Below are 19658 nucleotides of genomic sequence, written 5' to 3'. Positions count from 1 at the left end.
ATTGAGCAGGGCAAGTTTGAATATGATAGTAGAACAGGAACAGCAAATAAAATATACCTTTTCAGGGCACGAAAAATTTCAGTGTAGGCAGCTATGGCTTAAAAAAGGTTATGATTATATAGAATCCGGCAAGGCGTTTAGTGATGAAGACTCTGTAATTGAACTTGGTGTTGGTAAAAACATGGTGTCTTCAATAAGGCACTGGCTGAAGGCTTTCGGAATTACAGATTCTAATGATCAGATAACTGATTTCGGAACTCTTCTTTTAAGTAGTAATGGATTCGATCCATTTCTAGAAGATGATGCAAGTTTATGGCTCCTACATTATCATCTGGTTAAGAGCGCATATGCATCGACGTTTTACCTAATCTTCAACGAATTTAGAAAAGATAAACTTCTCTTCGATGCTGATTTATATGATGCTTATATTAAGAGAAAATCAAGCATCACTCCCTATCTAAACCACAACAGAAATACTGTACATACTGATTTTGAAATTTTCAAGAAGATGTACCTGTCTTCCGATGAGAAATCAAAGAGCGTCGAAGACAGCTTTTCAGGTCTATTGACAGATCTTAACCTAATTAAGGTTACTCTTAAAGAAGCAGATGATTTTATACAGAAAAAGAAAAAAGTCACAGAATTCTATAGCATAGAAAATGCTGAAAGAGATAGCATACCTGTAGAAATCATACTCTACGCTATACTTGACAACTATCAGGATAGTATTTCAATTGGCCTAAATAGCCTTGAGCAAGATTTCAACAGCCCCGGTGCTGTATTCGCACTTAGCAAAGCTGGCTTAGCGGCAAAGCTTGAAGAAGCAGAAAAAAAATACTCTTTTATTAGCTACACTGATCATGCAGGTATAAAAGAGTTGCAAATAAAGGAAAAGGTTGAGGCAGTTGAGATGCTAAGAAAGTATTATGATGCAAAGTAACTATACCCCTTCTATCAATATTATTAGAGATACTGATAGAGACTTTACATATATTCCTACACCCAACTCACAGCGTGTAGTAAGTCAAATTGTTGATGACTTTAAAAAAGGTATAAGAGCTTATACTATAATCGGCTCTTATGGTACTGGGAAATCATCTTTCCTACTTGCTCTCGAACAGAGCTTGAACGGCAAGTACTCGTATTTTGAAGCAGCTTTTAGAGCAAAGCAAAATTTCGGCATTATAAAGGTTGTTGGTGCTTATCAGAGCATTATTGATTCTTTTGCTGCTGAGCTTAATATCTCTGCTAAAGAAAACTTAGCTGAGCATGTACTATCAGAGATTTACAATAAGTATAGTGACCTAGGACAGGAGTCGCCTCTCCTATTTGTTGTGATTGATGAGTTTGGCAAATTCTTAGAGTATGCAGCTAAGAACGACCCTGAGAAAGAACTATACTTTGTTCAGCAATTAGCAGAGTTTGCGAGTGATCCAAAGTACAATATTGCTTTACTGACTACCATTCACCAAAGCTTTGATAGTTATGGCTTCTCTCTGTCCTCTTCACAAAGACAGGAATGGGCAAAAGTAAAGGGACGATTTAGGGAAATAACCTTTAATGAGCCAGTTGAGCAGCTTTTGTTTTTAGCCTCCGAGCACATTAGTCGCTTCACTAAGGTTGTGGGAGAAACGCAGGAACTTAGAACTGCTCATGAGATTTTTAAAGCTTCAAAGGCATTTACCTTTAATAGCAATTATAGTGAGGAGCTTTTTGCCAAAATCTATCCGCTAGATCTTTTAGCTGCTAACACCCTCACTTATTCTCTACAGGAGTATGGGCAAAACGAAAGATCCTTATTTTCCTTCTTAGAAAGTACCGATCATACTAGCTTAGCCAAGTATAGAAAGGAAAGCTCCCCTTTTTATAGCCTAGCTAATGTGTATGATTATGTACATTATAATTTTTTCTCTTATCTAACCTCTAGGTATAATACTGACTTTGCAGCTTGGGTATCTATTACTTCAGCTTTAGAGGCTGTTGAAAGAACTTTTGATAATGAATTAGAAGCCTATGTAAAGCTCGTTAAAGCCATAGGTATATTAAACATTTTTGCCGCAAATGGTTCTATATTAGATGAAGCTTTTTGGACATCGTATGCCAAAACTTGCCTAGGTATACCTAATGCAACAACTATACTAGCAGAACTAGAAGCCAAGAAAATAATCTTCTACCGACGTCACAGTAAGCGGTTTATATTGTTTGAGGGCACAGATCTAGATCTTAATGCTGCTTTGATAGAGGCCGCAAATAAGGTGAATGAAATTACTGATGTGAAGTCAGTTCTTGATCGCTATGTATCCTTACCGCCTGTACTAGCTAAGTCTTATTCATACACGACAGGTACTCCACGTGCATTCGAATTTATTATTTCAGACAACCCTATTTCTAAAGTACCCCAAGGTGAAATAGACGGATTTGTAAACCTAATTTTCAATGGTAAGTTATCAGCAGAGCAAGTAAAAAATCACTCTGAACAGCAAGAAGAAGCAATTGTATATGCTTACTACGAAAACGCAGACCTCATTAAACAGCTTCTATACGAGATCGAGAAAACAAAAAAAGTTTTAGAGGATAATCATGATGATAAGGTTGCTAGACGTGAACTAGAAAACATGATCTACCACCAAACTATTGAGCTCAACCAAAACTTGATAAGCAACTTGTTCGGTAAAGGATCGAACGTTACTTGGTTCTGGAAAGGAGAACAAAGAGCCCTTAATTCGAAAAAGGATTTCAATGCGCTCATTTCAGAGGTATCTTACACAGTATATCCAAGTACTCCTGTGTTTAAGAATGAGCTTGTCAATAGGCATAAAGTATCAAACGTAGTACAAACTGCCAAGAAGTCTCTTTTCTATGCTCTTACAAATAACTGGGATCAAGATGATTTAGGTTTTCCTGCCGACAAGTATCCACCAGAGAAAACGATTTATTTGACCTTGCTAAAAAGAAATGGTTTAGGTTCATACGCAAACCGCTTAGAACATAACATTACTGTTTCTTCAAATTCTACCTTTAATGCACTTTGGAACTACTCTGCAAATTTTCTCGATAGTGCAAAAGAGGAAAAAGTAAATCTATCTGAGTTTGTAAAAGGTTTACAAATAAAGCCATTTAAGTTAAAACAAGGTTTAATTGATTATTGGGTACCAATATTCCTTTTTCTAAATAGGAATGACTTTGCTCTGTACAGTAACAACAGCCTTATACCTAATATATCAGATCAGGTGCTTGATTTGATATCAAGAGATCCTAAAAGCTTCTCCATAAAAGCATTTGATGTAGTAGGCGTACGCCTTGATATATTCAATAGCTATCGTATTCTTCTAAATCAGGAAACAAAGAACTTGTTTAGTGGGCAAAGTTTTATTGAGACAATTAAGCCCTTCTTATTCTTTTATAAGAGCTTACCTGAGTATTCCAAGAAAACGAAGCGCCTAACTAAAGAGGCCATAGCGGTAAGAGATGTTATTGCAGCTTCTCAGGACCCTGAGAGGGTTTTCTTTGAAGAACTTCCAGCCGCTCTCGGTACATCTATTTCAGAATTAGAAGCTAGTAAGATAAAACTCAATGAATACGTTAATAGCCTTCAATCTACTATTAGAGAAATAAGAACTAGCCATGATGAGTTAGTTATGCGATTCGAAGAGTTTATACAGCAGGAAATAGTTTATGAAGACTGTGATTTCGTCGCATATAAAGAGAAGCTACAGAAAAGGTACAAAGGACTGAAGAAGCATTTACTATTACCTAAGCAAAGACCCTTTGTACAAAGACTAGATTCTGCTCTTGACGATAGAAAAGCATGGTTGAGTTCACTAAGTCAAGCGGTGGTTGGGAAGTCTCTAGAAAATATAACAGACGAAGAAGAATTGTTATTACGTGATAAGTTCAAAACGCTAATTCTAGAACTTGACAATCTAACCACCATCTCTGCGGCTGATATTGATACTGATAAAGAGGATGTATTGAGCTTGCAATTTGACTCATTTATTGACGGCACGAAGCGTAGCTTAGTAAGGCTACCGAAGAAAAAAGCAGGTGAGGTAAATGAGATTCAGGAGTCACTCAAGGCCGCACTGTCAAAAGACAAAAGCTTAAATATTGCAGCATTAGCAATTTTATTAAAAGAGTTAACACAGGGATGAGCAAAGTAAGACATTTATTGGGTATTTCTGGAGGTAAAGATAGTGCTGCTCTTGCTATATACATGAAGAGCAAGTATCCGCAGCTTGATATTGATTACTATACTAGCGACACAGGTAAGGAGCTAGATGAGACTTACAAGCTCATCGAAAATCTTGAAGTGTATCTTGGTAAAAAGATACATCTGCTAAATGCAGCTGATGGTAGCCACATGAATCCATTTGACCACTTCCTTAAAATATATGGCGGTTACCTACCTTCTTCTAACTCAAGATGGTGTACTAAGAAGCTAAAGCTAGAGCCTTTTGAAAAGTACATAGGCAATGACCAAGTAGTATCCTATGTAGGCATCAGGGGTGATGAAGATCGTGAAGGTTATATATCTAGAAAGTCAAACATACAGTCTATATTTCCTTTCAGAAGGAATATATGGAGCGAAGATGTGGTCAATAAGTTTTTAAATTCTAGTAATATTGACAAAGCGATTTCGCTAACAGAGGTTGTAGATCTTGGCTCTCGAAGCTCACGCTTTGTTGAGTTGCTTTCTAAGCCACTTGATTACAGCTTTACCTTGCATAATAAGCTAAACCAACTCTTAGACTTAGGCACAAAAGAGACGAATTATCTCATATTTGAATTTTTAAAGTCAACTGATTATCCCTTAGCTAAAGAAGAAGATTTTCCTTTAGTTGAGAATGAAGAAAATCTTGTAAGGGATGATATCTTCCGCATTCTTGAAGAAAGTGGTGTAGGTGTTCCTGCTTACTACAAGAAAATAGAATTTGATGCTAGTGGCAAAAAAGGTGAGTACTCTAGAAGCCGTTCTGGCTGTTACTTCTGCTTCTTTCAGCAAAAAATTGAATGGGTATGGCTACATGAACAACATCCTGAGCTTTATGAACAAGCTATGGAGTATGAGAAAGATGGCTATACTTGGAATCAGGAAGAAAGCTTAGCAGAACTCATTAGACCAGATAGGGTCAAGCAAATAAAAGAAGAGTATGTTAAGCGACAAGAGAGGTTATCTTCAAACATTAAATCACCTTACTTATTAGATATCTTAGATGATTCTGAAAGTGAAGGTTGTGCTGCTTGTTTTATTTAAGCTTCTTTAGCTATGGAGGGAATAAGTACACTTTTCAATTCATTTAAAGAATTTATCTGGGACATAATAGGTTATTTTTTACCTGATGCATATTTAATTATAGTAATCTCAACATGTGTGAAACAAGACTTTCTATTTAATTTTCACTTACATAATGAACGCGATGAATACTATACTTTAACGTTGCTAATTATCTCGTACTTAATAGGGCATGCGGTATATGGTTTAAGTACTTTCAAAGAAAAAATTAGAGGCAAGAAATCTTATAAAAAAAGGATCGAATTAGAAATAGCAAAAGAGGAGAATTTTTTAATTGTTAATGATCTTCTAAAAGAACGATATAGCAAACTAGGTTTAAATTACTGTTTTGAGAATATTAGTATTAGAGACAAGAGAAGAATCGTGATGGGCTTAGTACCAGAGGCAGATCATAAAGTATATACTTTTACATTCAGATCACATCTTTCTAATCATATCGGTAACATATCTGTCATTATAGGGACTATGGGCATTATTATGACATTTGGCACTATATTTTTTTCAAAACTTAGCCTTTTCAATAGTCAGCCACGATATATCTTACTTTACTTAATACTGATTTTATCCTATATTTTTTTAAGAAAAACTAGAGACCGATTTTATAAAGTTTCTATTTCACTGCCCTTTTCTTTGTACTTTTCTAAAGCATTAGATAATGTTACCAAACAATAACGGATCATGGAGATAGCATTTTCATTATAAGCATAAAGAAACAGATGTTTAAAACATTTGCACAAAACCTTATTTATATTAAATAATAAAGGTTAAAAATTACTGTATAAGAGATTACTCTTTTAAATAATCGATTAAGCTATTATAAAATTTATAAGTCAAACTTTACTTACAAACTGTAGCACCTGTGAGTGATTTGGTTGATAAATTCTGAAGTTACCCTCACCTAATGTAGTTATCCAGCGATAAAGTATCTGTATGTTTTCAGTTATTTCCCATCTTCTAGGTATAGGAACATCCTCGCAACTTTTTTGAATCCATTCCTTTACAGCTCCAAATCTTAATTCCCCTTTCAATTTTAAGAAATCTACAAATGCAGCTATGAATGGATGCGTAAAGAAAGAACTTTGTAATCTTAAGAATAGCTCATTTGGTGATAATCCTAAAGGGATGTCATACAAAGTTAAATCATGGAGGAAGCAATTGAGCTCTACTTCATTCGGAGCATTCCCGTTTTGGTATATAGAGAAAAAACTGGCAACATTAAAACTCATAGGAAGAGATGAAATCAGAAAATCTTTATCAGGAGCTTCAAACCTGATTTGAAAATCATTCTCTATTTCAAAGTCAAAATCCTTCTCTAGCAGCTGAGCTTTTATCTGTTCATAAACATTGTCAGTTATTAATAAACTTTCTTTCTCTATGTTTATAAAATACAAACGATCTTCTAAAGACAAACTGCCTACAATCGTTGCTAATTCATAATTATAATTTGGAGATAATGGTATGTTTAATGCACGACTAGAAATATTGGCACTACCAATCAAACAACGCTCATAGTTATCCAAGAAAGCCTTCATATGCAGACGTTTGTTACGATAAAGTGTTATTCCTCTCTCTTTCAGAAAAGGATATACCTCTAAATCAGAAGCGCCCGATAGTAAATCTTTAGGTTCCCATCTTACGATAATGAGCTCAACATTTTTAGTCTCTGCTAAGATTTCTTTTAATGGTTTTAGCTTTATATAAGGAACATATATATAAAGCTTAGAAGAATTTTTCACAAATTCTTCTAAGCTTTTATTTAGGTTGACGCCATTCTTAAATAACATATAAATTAATCGCCTTTCAGAAAATCTTTAGCGACTCTACCCCAATCCATTCTTGCATTTTGAGTACTACTCTTCAGACTGCCATCTGGCTGTTCATCCTCATATCTTGCCCAAGCCATTAATAAAAGTTTCAATCCTTCTGATGCATTCTGTAGTCTATCTCTTAAAATATCTTCACCTTCAATTTCCGAGTCTTTTTCTAATACTTCAACTAATTTGTGGTATGCGGGATGGTTTGTGTTAAGAGAAATTAGAATTTTACCACCTCTACTTTTAACAGAAAAGAAAGCATGACTTTCAAAATCTGAATCTACGAACTGATACTTTAAATTATTTGTAAACATACGCTCAACTACTTCGGTCGCATTTGTTACACCTTCTTGCTCAAGTGAAGTTTCGACATCTCTTTTTCTTTCGTCTTCAGATTTCTCTTCTTGCTTATCACTTGTACCAATATGACCTTCTTTAATTCTTTCTTCAGTTGCTTCAGTTGCTACTTGTTCAGGAGAAGTTTCTGTAGAGTGTCTTTCCTTATCACTCCGCTCGAGGTTTTTGGCTTGAGCTTTTATAGCTGCTCTTATAGCATTTAATTGATTTTTGATTTTGTAAGCTATATCCAGTAATAGAGCTTTAGGATCGTTCTCCTCCATAAGTTCTTCTTTAAACTGGCTATAAGTTCTCCCATCCTTAAGCACCTCCTCAATATTTAGCTTCCCAAGCTCTGAGAAGTTGTTAGCAAATTGCTTATTATTCGTAACACCGAATAACTCATCTAATGAGGGAGGAAATTCCACTTCTGCTCCCCACCATCTTTCCCTTGGATCATATTGAATAACCCATGTCTGATCTAAATCGAGTTCTCTATCAGCACGTAATAAGGAAACACCTATATTCTTAGAAGCATGTTTTCCATGAGGTTTGCTACCCGCATTGTAACCCTGTCTAGCTTCTTCTTTTGCATAAGTAAACCTGACTTTTACTTCATGCTTCTTATTATCGTAATTAACATCAAATTTAATCTCGTAATCTTCTTCACCCCATCTGTTAAACATAGCTTGATTGTCATAAGGAGCAGGACAAGAAGTATTAGACATTAAATATATAGGGTCATTTGGGGCAGAAAGTTTTTCATAGGTGGGCTTAGAAGGATTTGCTTCTCTAAATGCTGCCATGCGAATCTTAGCATTTCCTTCATTGAGAAACTTTCTATACATCCTACCTATCAAGAATTCTGAATTATCAATAATAGCTTGTGCCGTCTTCCAGATACAACGATCAATTTTAGACCAAACAACTAAGGTACCACTTGCTCCAAATGTTTTACCTGCCTTTCTCCATAAATCAGGAATAGGTTTATGCACTGGAGAAGGCACCTCCTTCATTTTTTGGTTAATAATTTCATCAATATCTAGATAAGTATAAATAGAATTTTCTACCCCACTTTGCCAGCTCCAGACTTCTACTCTTTGTGCCTGAGATATTGAAGATGAAGGCAATCCCATACCGAATTTGCCAATTCCCGTTTGAGTTTTAGGATCTAGATTTGTACCATTTCCAAACTGGAGAGCAATTCTTAATATATTACTATCCATCCCACTACCATCATCTAGTACAGCGATTTGATTAATTCTAAATACGCTTCTTAAGTTATAGGTAAATTCGGCTTCGCTACATAGCAATTCAACATTTTTAGCTCCATGTTGAATTGAATTATCCATTAATTCGGCTAATGCATAAGCAGCATTTTTATAACCATTATCTCTCATTGCCTTCACGACTAAGTGTGCAGGCACAATTAAATTATCCATCTATTTATTTGTTAGCTTTAAATTAGTTCCAAACATCCTCCCAATTGAAAAAAGCGGATTCTATTTTATCAAATCCTGGTAAAGCAGTATCAATAACTGTTACTATTTCAGCTTCAGAGTTACCTCCAGCATTTGTTCCTCTAATCGCCCTACCTACCATTTGGCTGTAAAGGACCAAAGAGTCTGTGGGTCTAGCAATTACAGCACAACTGGTTTTAGGAGCATCAAATCCTGTAGTGAGAATACCATAATTACATAATACTAATGATTGGGAATCATCAGATTTAAATAGCTTAATAAGCTCCTTCCTCTGAGCTGGATCTGTTTTACTTGTAATCGAAAAGGCATTAACACTTCTTGCCTGCAAAATGGTGGCTAGCAAATTAGAATGTTCAACGTTAATTGCAAAAAGTATTATCCTTTTATGCCTTTCAATTAAATTTTCTATTTCTTGAATAATGCGGATATTTCGTTGCTTATCTTCTGAAATTCTTTGTAGAATATCTTCTGGTAGCTGTAAATAGTCTTTTAGGTAATCTATATCTTTAGGAGTCAATTTTAATCCAGAAGAATAGAGTAAGGGCCTATTTAATATTTTGGCTAAATAACCTCTATCAATTAAATATTCTACTGGATTTGAAAAACCTTCTATTTTTAATGTAACTTTTCTTCTGTCAAAAAAATCTGCTAGCTCTATATCTGCTGTTGGATCATTCCAAGTGCGTCCTGGAGTTGCAGATAGACCTAACAAACTAGAATTGGAGGAGGTTAGGATTTCCAATATAGATTTATATGTAGGAGCAATGGACATGTGAGCTTCATCCATTACTATCAGAGTTAATCGTGTAGCCAATTTACTAAATATTGACAAATCAGATTTTAATAGCTCATAGGTTTTAGCCAAGCCTGCAATTATAACACCATCTCTAACCTCACTAATATTTTCTTTAGATGCACCCCAAAATTTAACAGTTTTTAATTCTCTATTTCCTAAATACTTCCAAGCTTTAGAAAACTCTTCATAAGCTTGCCCACATAATTCTTCAGTATTAGCAAACCAGATAACTAGTGTAGGTTCAGAGTATCTTAAGTGATTACATACCGCATTCATAGCAGTTCGGGTTTTACCAGAACCAGTTGGCATATGAAGTAATACTTTTCTATTATCAGTGTATAGTTTTGTTGATACTTCTGTCAAAGCTTCTCTTTGATGTAGAAAAAGGGGATAGTTACAAGATATGTTTTCTTTATATTCTAATTCTAGCGGTTTTTCTTTCTCTGGTAAGTTGATCCCTAAAAATTCATAAAGAATTGATTTCTCATAGTCTTTATTATAATTTATTTTTTTCAGATTAGAGTAAACATTGTCATCAAAATTAACACCTAGTTTATTGGATAAATCTTTAATTTCCTCAACCTTTAATACATCAATGAATAAATTCCTAATGTCTTTATCTTGAATAAGCTCTAAAGGAGAATAAATAGTTAATAATACTTCTTGTAGTTTCTGTAATCTTGAGAGGTTTGGATCAAGTATATTAAGAATAGATAGTACATCTTTCCCTACTATTGTCTGTACAAACTCTTCATCTAGACGTGTTATTAACTTTTGGAAATCCATATATCTATCACTAGTTATAAGTTAGTTTTCAAACATAATGTTAAAACATATATTTAGTATAACCAAAACAAAATATATAAATACGTTAATACAGTAATGTTAATCCCAATCTTGTTAACTCATATTTTAACATTTTAATTGAATATTTAGGAGACAAATGCTAATTCATAGCTACTCCAGCACCACGGTAAATCCATTAACCCTCCTCAAAAGAAAGCCTTCTACCCTAACCCCGATTTCACCACTTGGCATGTAAACGAAGTCTTCAAAGGCGGTTATAGAGATTTGTAATCCCCTTCCCTATCTTTGCCTCCCATGCACATCATCGACAAACTCGCTTGGATCGAAATCCGAGACGGCAAAATACTGAGCACCCGCAGCAAGGGCAGAACCAAATACTATTTCCCCGGCGGGAAACGGGAACAGGGAGAGAGCGACTTTGAGGCGTTGTCGCGGGAAATTAACGAAGAGCTCAGCGTTTCCCTGATCGAGGACAGCACCCGCTTCCTAGGTATATTTCAGGCACAGGCCGACAGCCATCCGGAGGAGGTGCAGGTGCAGATGACCTGCTATACCGGCGCCTACACGGGCACGATCGCCGCCGCCAGCGAAATAGAAGAAGTGGTGTGGCTGACCTATCAGGACAGAGCGGCCGTGTCGCCCGTCGACCAGATCATTTTCGACTGGCTGAAGGAGCGGGCGCTTATTCAATAACCCAGCTCGGTATCTCAATTTAATCCCGCCAGAATCTACTTCGCGCCCACACATCCCGTACCTTTGTGGTATGCTGCAAGCGCTGAGACAATTTATCCGGAGCACCGACTTTGTAAAGGCACTCGTGATCACGTTCGGGGCCGCCGTGCCGGTGCTGCTGGGGCTGTGGCTCGGGCAAGTAACCTACTTCCTGAGCATGGCCATTGGGGTGGTGCTGGCCTCGGGGAGCGACGTGCCGGGCAGCAGAAAACACAAAACCATAGGTATACTGGTTTCGGCGGCCATCGCCATGCTGGCAAGTATGGCCATCGGCTTGGCCTCGGGCAGTCTCTACCTGCTGCTTCCGGTACTGGCGGTGCTGGTGTTCTCCATTTCCTTTATTTCCGTGTATGGCTTCCGGGCCTCGCTGGTTTCTTTTGCGGGACTGATGGCCATTGTGCTGAGCTTTGTACATGCGCATACCGGTGCCGATATTTTTATACACGGCCTGCTGATCGGGACAGGCGGCCTGTGGGCGCTGCTGCTCTCTGTTATTTTCCACCGGCTGCTGCAAAGGCGGCAGACCGAAAACCTTTTGATCGACTGTCTGCAACAGACGGCCCGCTACATACAGCTACGCGGCAAGCTGGCGATGGAGCGCCAAGACGCGGAGGCCCTGCAGAAGGAGCTCTACAACCTGCAGGTGAAGCTGAACGAGATACACGAGGCCTTGCGCGAGGTGCTCCTGAGCGAAAGGCAAAGCACCGGCACCTCCAACTACCACCGCAGGCAGCTCCTGATCTTCATCGAGCTGATCGACATACTGGAACTGTCGCTTGCCAACCCGGCCAATTACGAGCGGGCAAAGGAGCTGTTCCGGGACTACGGCAGGGTGTTGCGGCCCTTCATCAAACTGGTTTTTGAGCTGTCGCGCAAGCTGGACGAACTGGCCGAAAGCATGCAGCTGGGCACTGCCCTTTCAGCGGGCAAAGACTTGGAGCCATTGCTGGAAAAATGCCACGACAGCATCCGGCACTATGTGGAGGAACTGAAACTGCCACAGGCGCGGGAGGGTGCGCTGCTGCTCCACAACCTGCTGGACTACGAGGAAAAGCTGCTGCAAAAGATACAGGCCATCGAGCGGGTATACCAAGATTTGGAGGGACAGCAGAGCATTGGCATCCAAAGCAGGGAAAGCCGGCAGTTTATCACCCAGCAGGATTACGATATCCGTATCCTGCGGGAGAACTTCACGTCCCAATCGCCCATTTTTAAGCATGCCGCCCGCGTGACCATTGCCATGCTGCTGGGCTATGTGCTGGGCATCCTCTTCCCATTCCAGAACGCCTACTGGATACTGCTCACCATTGTGGTGATCATGCGGCCCGGCTATACCCTGACCAAAGAGCGCTCGAAGCACCGGCTCTACGGTACCCTGATCGGTGCCGCCGTGGCTGCCGTGGTGGTGCTCTCGGTGCGGAACGTTTATCTATATGGCGCGCTGGCCTTTGTGTCGCTGGTTCTCTCCTTCGCTTTTATCCAGCGAAACTACCGCACCTCCTCTATCTTCGTTACCACCGGCGTCATTTTTATCTACGCCCTCATCACCCCGGATGCCTTCGACGTGATCCAGTACCGGGTGATCGATACCTTGACGGGAGCCGCCATTGCCATGGGTGCCATCTCCTTTTTGTGGCCCTCGTGGGAGTCGCTGAGTATCAAGAGCCAGATTGTGAAGGCCCTGCACGCCAACCGCAACTACCTGGCTGAGATTGACCGCTACAACCAACACAAAACGCAGAACACCACAGCCTACAAACTCGCCCGAAAAGAGGCTTTCCTGCAGATGGGCAACCTGAACGCGGCTTTCCAGCGGATGAGTCAGGAGCCGAAATCGAGGCAGCAGCACCCGATGCGGATCTACAAGATAGTCGGCTTGAACCATACCTTTCTGGCGGCTGCGGCGGCACTGGGCACCTTTATCCGGGATAACAACGCCGAGGCCGCCTCGGAGCACTTCGACCTGATCATCAAATCGATAGACGCCAATCTGGCGCAGGCCCTGCAAACGCTGCAACAGGAGACACAGGCAGAAGAAGTGGCCAAGGAAGAGCTGGTGGAGGCCTACGGACAGCTGGAGGGTAGGTATAACGAGCTGGTCGCCATCCGCACCCGTCAGCTGGCCGGGGCCAATTACAAACCCATCGAGCCCAGCTTTCTGAAAAACCTGAAGGAGGCCCGCCTGATCTCGGATCAGCTGAAGTGGCTGCACACCATTTCTGGCAACCTGAAGCAAGCGGTGAAGGAACTGGCCTGATCCTTTGAGAGGAAACAGGCAAAGTATAATGGCTTTAAAGCGTAACTTGCACCCGACAATCTTTGCGATACACACCATGACCAAACAAGCTCACTACACCCCCATGGCCCGCCAATTATTCGGCCAGTACCTCGACAGTGCGATAGACTTGGACACGCTCATCGGGCGGCTACGGGAGATGGAGCTGCAGCTTATGGCGGATGAGGATGTGGACGACGAGGAGGAAGTGGAGAGCAGCAAGCGGCTCTGGTTCCGCTTCTTCGCCGGCGACGACATGAAAACCTCGATCACGGAAATAGAACAGGACCTGAGCGATCCCTCCCACCCCAACGCCAAGATTCTGCTACGGGGCATTGCTTTCGGCTTGGAAACAGATGAACTGGAGGTGCATTATTCTTAACTTTTATGAAGAAACTGTTAGCTGCCTTAGGCTTTTGCTTTGTTATCTCCGCTCCTGCTTCGTTTGCTCAAAGCACTACCCCGTCGAAGACAGCTGAGCGCAAGGCCAGCTTGGTGAAAGCGCGCATGATCAAAGCACTGGGTGGCCGCAAAGCGCTAGGTCAGATCGACTTCATGACCTATACCTTAACGCGGGAGGCCTACCGGGAGCAAGATACCGTTCGGGTGAGGCAGCATTGGTATGTGGACCTGCGCCAACCTCACATCGTACGACTGGACGTGTCAGGAGCCGACACGACAATGGTGAGCACAGCCATACAGCAGCCAACCCTATCAGAACAGGAAAACAAGACGGTCCATGATGCGCTCAAGAGGTCTGTATTCTTTCATTTTCTATACCTGCTCAACGCGCCGGAGGCTCGCTATACCTACTTGGGCACTTACCCTTACAAAGGCCAGCAACTCGACATGGTGCGGGTGCATAACAGCCAGTCCCCAGCCATGCGCTTGGACCTGTTCGTGAATAAAAAAGGACAGGTAATTACGTCTTCTTCCCCCAACCCTGATACCGGCGCCTATGAGCGCTTCGGGGATGAGTATGATTTTATAAAAGTTTCTGATAAGATCGTTTTCCCGGTCCGCTACCGCATAGTGGAACACAACCAAGTGCTGGCAGAAGGGATATTCAGTGAGATGGCATTTAACACGCTTTCATCTTTTTGGCAGAAAAAACTGGGCAAACCCCGAATCTCTCAGGAGAATCAGCAATAAATTATTCCAAAACGGACTGCATGACGCTTCTTTTTAACAAGGAACTGGGTGCACTTTTCTTCACGAAAAACCGTATCTTTCGATACACTTAATCCCTATACCTATGGCAAAGTCACAAGACGCAAAAAAGGATGTAAAGAAAAAGCCAGCCAAAACTCCAAAGGAAAAGCAGGCGGCTAAACTAGACAAGAAAAAGAAAAGCTACGATTAGATGTACCGGCCCTGCCCCTTCGGCAGGTATAGCCCACATAGCAAAATGAAAAGCAGCAGGCCATTCCGGTTTGCTGCTTTTTTGTTTTGGTTCGGGCCTACTCTCTTATACCTCCTATACTTAGGCAGTACTGTTTAAACTATCCCCTTGAGGGGATTATAGGGGTGTAGATTCGGAGTTAGATTACCAATAAGTGGCAAATTTAAATTCACCCACAACTGTAAACACCCCTCTGCGCTCCCCTCAAGGGGAGAATTCGCTAGAATGAAACGGCCCTGCCCTTGAGGGGACCACAGGGGTGTCTTACTGCTCTTACTGATTTCCCAATCCCGAAGAGCCATTCAATCCTCTGCATTGACGACATTGGGTATACCTAGTCGCTTCAGTACCATGCTGTTTCAAGCACAATATTTCTTATTTCTAATGCTTAATATTTGAAGCCGTCCTGTATATTTGCCATTTCCTATACCCTGTGTTAATTTCCAACCTTTGCCTATGAAGCAACTTTTACGCCTGCTGCTCGGGATCATCCCGTGCCTATTTCTTTCCTGCGACTACGGCCCATCGGGCAGCCATTTTGAGGAGGTAGACCCTCACTTCGAAGTAACAGGCGACATCCAGCTAGATGACTTCTTGGAGCAAGACACCTTGATGCTGCGCGGATCTGTCAATCTGAAATACAGCGTTTCTCTCCCGGGGCGCACCATCCATTCTATCGAACTTCTGCTAGGGAATAAATCGCTGGGCACTAGCACGTCAGCTACAGGGCAGCGCCAGCTTCCGACCTATGACTTTGCCGATGGCTATTACAAACTGCAGCTGAATGTGGTGGGTAATTCCGGCACAGGCAGTCTGGCAGACAAGGCGGGGGCAGAGGGGGTTCAGGTATACCGGACATGGGTGGTATACATCGATAACACAACCCCAAAGCCTGTTACGCTCACCAGTGTAAAAGCCGAAGATGGCAGCCTGAAGCTGGAATGGAAAAAGTACACCGGAACCGGCTTCATTAAGTATGAAATCCTGCGGCACTACCCGGGTCAATTCAGTGGTGTGGTTGTGGGCTCCATTACGGATAAGAACCAGACCACTTGGTACGACAGAGACTATCTGGGAGATCAGGTTTTGTACTGGGTGGTCACGCGTGTGAACGGGTATTACTATGACCTGCTCAGCAATTCAGTCCCATTCTTCTACCCGAAACCGCATGTGCTGAGCAGTTCCATCACCCATGACAATGATTTGAAAGTCGTTTTCAGTTCAACCCCTTTCTACACCAATTTCGACAGGTATGAGCTGACCCTGAATTTCAATTCGATTCTAACCATTTCCAATCCACAGGATACTATTGTGACAATCCCTGCGACCGTGTTCGGAGAGGATATGCATGCAACACTGGCGATCTACCCCAAAGCCTATCCGGCACCCAATGCAAGATATTTGGTAGACTATGCCATGCTGCCCGGCTTAGGCGCACCTTGGGGACCGCAGGAAGTAGAGAGACTGTTCGCCAAGCCTTCAACCGGAAGACTCTATTTTGCCGACAGAGACTACATCAAGGTAGTGGATGCGGCTACGCGCCATGTCGTGGAGCAGCGGAATGTCATGTTTAAGCAATTCGGCAGCGAAAAGCAGAACGTTGTATCTCAGGATGGCAAGATAATGTATAGCATCCTAAACACTGCCATCCACAAATTAGACCCTGTCACGCTGCAGACGCTGGAAAGCTACTATCTGCACGAATTGCTGCCAGAGGAGTTTTATGAATTTAGCATGCTGGATGGGGTGAGCAATACCAACCGACTCATCCTGCGCGCGCGCAACGCTGACGGCAGCCCAGATATTGTCGACATGGCTTATGTAATTGACATGACACAGAAAAAGGTCGTTACAGCTGTGGAGTCAGACCTGTATTATGGCTATTCCACTATCAGTCCGGATGGCAAAACAATAAACGTTTCGGACAAAGTGCATGTGGAGCAGAGCAATGGCACTTGGAAGCAACTGCCTATACCAAATTTGGAGGCGAACACTCTGAAGTATCACACTACCAACCCGCTTTTCTATACTTCATCAGGGACAACCATATCCTTTTACTCTACTACGGATGGCTCCCTCCAGAGAACGCTTCAAACAGAGAAGGATTTGTATGAAGCTTATACCGATCCTGTGACGGGTAATCTCTACGGCGTCTTTTATAACCAATTGTACATCTACAACAGCAGCACGGGAGAACTACTCAGAAAACTTGAAGTGTCGGATGGCACCCCTGTCTTCATTTACAACAACACGCTTTATTCAGGTAACCGCTATTTAAACTTATAAGGCCATGTCATACATCAAAAAATATCTGCTGGTGGCCTGTCTACTGCTTTCTGCCAGCGCAGCCATGGCTCAGTCTACCGTATATCTAGAGCCGCGTTTGGGCTTCGGCACCTTTAGCATGCAGTCGATGAAGGAGCTGCAGCAGACAGTGATCGCAAATACCGATATAAATGTAAAGGCCACCGATACCTTTGGCTCCTATTTTCAGTTTGGATTCAATGTCGTATCGGATTTAGGGGACCAGTCCCGCATCGGCTTTTTTATGGAGCACGGGTCTACCGGCGGACGGGTAGCTTATGCGGACTATTCCGGTGAGTTTAGAATGGATACGCCTGTCAATTACAATACTTTCGGCGGTTTGTTTTACCACCACCAAGCCATCAAAGAGACGAAGTTCAGCTATATTGCCGGCGCAGAACTGCATATGCTGATGAGTACCCTGAAGCTGCAAAGCTATACCCGCATCGAAGACGAGGTCGAAAGCAGCGAAGACAAGTTTAACTCCTATGGACTGGGACTGAAGCCATTCGTGGGTTTGCAGTATCCTTTGATGAACATGCCAACTACCCTGTCCTTGGGCTATTTTATTGATACCAACTATCCGTTCCATGTGCCGGGCGAACTAGACCAGCAACTTGTAAAAAACAGCAACAACGAAACAATACAGCCAAGCTGGAGCGGTCTGCGCATTAACCTGTCTGTGGGTATTCCCATTTCCAGATAGCACTACTAGCGGTGCTGCTCATAGCGGTTAGCGGGCAGCACCGTCTGCAGCGCCTTTATTTCTTCAGCCGACAGTGGAGCGCTCTTACCAGCCTGCAGCGCCTCCTCCAACTGCTCGCTAGTGCGTATACCTAACACCGCCATACTGACTGCAGAGTGGTGCAAGGTATAGCGCAGGGCCACTTCGGCCGTTTGACGCTTCGCCCCTGCTACTGTCTTCACGGCTTGCGCCGCTTTTTCTACTTCTTCTAAGGTATAGCCCAGATAGGCCTTGGCCGGCTTACCCGCCAGCAGTCCCTGCGCCAGACTGCCCCGTGCCAGCACGCCTATACCTTGCTTCTGCAGCAGGCCCAGCACCTCCTCCTCGGGCCGTCGGTCGAGAAGGCTGTATTGTAACATCACGCTGGCTATGTTCGAGCGCTCCACATACTCCCTGATCACGTTGGGCCGGATGGACGAGATGCCGTAGTGCCGGATCTTGCCCTCTTGCTTGAGCTGCTCAAACGCCTCGATGGTTTCGTCGATCGGATCATCGATGGTGCCGCCGTGCAACTGGTAGAGGTCGATGTAGTCGGTTTGGAGTCGCTTCAAACTGGCTTCCACAGCCTGCAGGATGTAGCGCTTGCTTGGGTTCCAGTCCCAGCCGCTGCCATCGGGCCGCCACTGGTTGCCGACCTTGGTCGCGATGATCACCTTATCGCGCATACCGGCAAAGGCCCTCCCCACTGTCTCCTCATTGGCACCTTTGTCATACAGATCAGCTGTGTCAAAGAAATTTATACCTTGGTCCAGTGCCCGGTGCAGGAGTTTTACATTGTCTTCGTGGCTCGTTCCCAGCGACATGCACCCAAAACCGATTTCGCTTATCTTCAAGTCGGATGTTCCCAGCTGCTTATACTTCATCGTATTTTTGATATATTCGTCCTTACGTACTCTTCAGGACTACTCTGAAAGAGAAACTAATGTTGTCAATCGGAGTAGCTATACCTGTTATCCGAACACCTAAACCTAACAAATCACAAACAACACCATGAGCCAAATTCTTATTAACAGTCTGCAGGAACTCGAAGCATATGAGGGGAATGAACTGGGCGTGTCAGACTACCACACCATCACGCAGGAGCAGATAAACAAATTCGCCGACGCCACCCTTGATTACCAGTGGATCCACTTGGATGAGGAGCGTGCCAAAACAGAGACGCCTTTCGGAGCCACCATCGCGCACGGCTACCTGACCGTTTCGCTGCTGCCTTATTTGTGGGCCAAGATCGTGACGATCGGCAACGTTAAAATGCAGGTGAATTATGAGATCGAGAACCTGCGCTTTAACCAAGCCGTGACCGTAAACAGCCGTGTTCGCCTTCGCGCCAAGGTATTGTCCGTAAAGAACCTACGCGGCATTGCCAAAACCCAGATCGAAGTAATGCTCGAAATAGAAGGCAGCAAGAAGCCCGCCTATGCCGGCGTGATCACGTTTTTGTATCACTTTAATGAGTAGTTTGCTGTTATACACTTACCTGCCCCTCCCAAGAGGCAGGACCGTTAGTTCTAGCGAATGCTAAATGTATGGCGCGAGCGTCCTCGCTCGTGTCTACTATTGTGGGGCCTCTGGCCCAGTTTTCTTATGTAGTGCGGCCAGAGGCCACCGCCATACTAAGCACGAGCGAGGACGCTCGCGCTATAAAACTAGAACTAAACGCCTCTGCTCCCTAG

At 42.6% G+C, this 19658-nt stretch carries 16 protein-coding genes and 1 pseudogene; 13 read left to right on the top strand and 4 right to left on the bottom strand.

The genetic code is table 11. The annotated features are described in order from the left end of the window. Positions 1-22 precede the first annotated feature (22 nt). Genes Q1A04_RS17125 through Q1A04_RS17110 form a run of 4 tightly spaced genes read left to right on the top strand, consistent with a single transcriptional unit; the run spans position 23 to position 5965 of the window. The gene (locus Q1A04_RS17125; RefSeq protein ID WP_299708417.1) at positions 23-940 is read left to right on the top strand and encodes a DUF4007 family protein; all 918 of its coding nucleotides are present in this window, start codon (positions 23-25) and stop codon (positions 938-940) included. Then, on the top strand, positions 927-4151 hold the full coding sequence (locus Q1A04_RS17120; RefSeq protein ID WP_299708416.1) for a hypothetical protein: 3225 nt from the start codon (positions 927-929) through the stop codon (positions 4149-4151). Before Q1A04_RS17125 ends, Q1A04_RS17120 begins: the two co-directional genes overlap by 14 nt. Beyond that, complete coding sequence (locus Q1A04_RS17115; RefSeq protein ID WP_299708415.1) at positions 4148-5254, top strand: phosphoadenosine phosphosulfate reductase family protein; 1107 nt, start codon at positions 4148-4150, stop codon at positions 5252-5254. Before Q1A04_RS17120 ends, Q1A04_RS17115 begins: the two co-directional genes overlap by 4 nt. 12 nt (positions 5255-5266) lie before the next feature. Further along, on the top strand, positions 5267-5965 hold the full coding sequence (locus tag Q1A04_RS17110) for a hypothetical protein (RefSeq protein WP_299708414.1): 699 nt from the start codon (positions 5267-5269) through the stop codon (positions 5963-5965). Positions 5966-6123: 158 nt separating this feature from the next. On the opposite strand, the gene Q1A04_RS17105 is transcribed toward Q1A04_RS17110, so the two are convergent. From Q1A04_RS17105 to Q1A04_RS17095, 3 genes are read right to left on the bottom strand one after another with little or no spacing between them, the layout of a single operon-like run. Beyond that, a complete protein-coding gene (locus tag Q1A04_RS17105) occupies positions 6124-7029 on the bottom strand; it encodes a hypothetical protein (protein WP_299708413.1) in 906 nt (301 codons plus the stop codon). Positions 7030-7082: 53 nt separating this feature from the next. Further along, on the bottom strand, positions 7083-8885 hold the full coding sequence (locus Q1A04_RS17100) for an ATP-binding protein (RefSeq protein ID WP_299708412.1): 1803 nt from the start codon (positions 8883-8885) through the stop codon (positions 7083-7085). A gap of 22 nt (positions 8886-8907) precedes the next feature. Then, the gene (locus Q1A04_RS17095) at positions 8908-10506 is read right to left on the bottom strand and encodes a DEAD/DEAH box helicase (RefSeq protein WP_299708411.1); all 1599 of its coding nucleotides are present in this window, start codon (positions 10504-10506) and stop codon (positions 8908-8910) included. Between the two features lie 159 nt (positions 10507-10665). Between Q1A04_RS17095 and Q1A04_RS19055 the strand changes: the two are divergent. The 7 genes and pseudogenes from Q1A04_RS19055 to Q1A04_RS17065 all read left to right on the top strand — a co-directional run. Then, positions 10666-10797: pseudogene (locus Q1A04_RS19055) on the top strand (restriction endonuclease); the annotation flags it as partial. A 24-nt stretch (positions 10798-10821) separates the two neighbouring features. Then, positions 10822-11220, top strand: a complete 399-nt coding sequence (locus tag Q1A04_RS17090; protein ID WP_299708409.1) for an NUDIX domain-containing protein — start codon at positions 10822-10824, stop codon at positions 11218-11220. A 70-nt stretch (positions 11221-11290) separates the two neighbouring features. Continuing rightward, positions 11291-13516 carry an FUSC family membrane protein gene (locus tag Q1A04_RS17085; RefSeq protein WP_299708407.1) on the top strand — a complete coding sequence of 742 codons (2226 nt, stop codon included), beginning with the start codon at positions 11291-11293 and terminating at the stop codon, positions 13514-13516. A gap of 76 nt (positions 13517-13592) precedes the next feature. Beyond that, positions 13593-13916: a hypothetical protein gene (locus Q1A04_RS17080; RefSeq protein WP_299708405.1), complete on the top strand. Its 324-nt coding sequence runs from the start codon at positions 13593-13595 to the stop codon at positions 13914-13916. A 5-nt stretch (positions 13917-13921) separates the two neighbouring features. Next, entirely contained in the window at positions 13922-14686 is a 765-nt protein-coding gene (locus tag Q1A04_RS17075) for a hypothetical protein (protein ID WP_299708404.1), read from the top strand. Between the two features lie 706 nt (positions 14687-15392). Then, entirely contained in the window at positions 15393-17222 is a 1830-nt protein-coding gene (locus tag Q1A04_RS17070) for a hypothetical protein (RefSeq protein WP_299708402.1), read from the top strand. 4 nt (positions 17223-17226) lie between these two features. After that, entirely contained in the window at positions 17227-17946 is a 720-nt protein-coding gene (locus Q1A04_RS17065; RefSeq protein WP_299708400.1) for a hypothetical protein, read from the top strand. 5 nt (positions 17947-17951) lie between these two features. On the opposite strand, the gene Q1A04_RS17060 is transcribed toward Q1A04_RS17065, so the two are convergent. Continuing rightward, a complete protein-coding gene (locus Q1A04_RS17060; protein ID WP_299708398.1) occupies positions 17952-18848 on the bottom strand; it encodes an aldo/keto reductase in 897 nt (298 codons plus the stop codon). A gap of 127 nt (positions 18849-18975) precedes the next feature. On the opposite strand from Q1A04_RS17060, the gene Q1A04_RS17055 reads away from it, so the two are divergent. Then, a complete protein-coding gene (locus Q1A04_RS17055) occupies positions 18976-19443 on the top strand; it encodes a MaoC family dehydratase (protein WP_299708396.1) in 468 nt (155 codons plus the stop codon). A 68-nt stretch (positions 19444-19511) separates the two neighbouring features. After that, positions 19512-19658 carry a hypothetical protein gene (locus Q1A04_RS17050; protein WP_299708394.1) on the top strand — a complete coding sequence of 49 codons (147 nt, stop codon included), beginning with the start codon at positions 19512-19514 and terminating at the stop codon, positions 19656-19658.

The sequence above is a fragment of the uncultured Pontibacter sp. genome (genome assembly GCF_947499215.1).
In the GTDB taxonomy this organism is placed as follows: domain Bacteria; phylum Bacteroidota; class Bacteroidia; order Cytophagales; family Hymenobacteraceae; genus Pontibacter.
The sequence above is the reverse complement of the archived record's forward strand: the minus strand, read 5'-3'. Positions and strand labels throughout refer to the sequence as shown.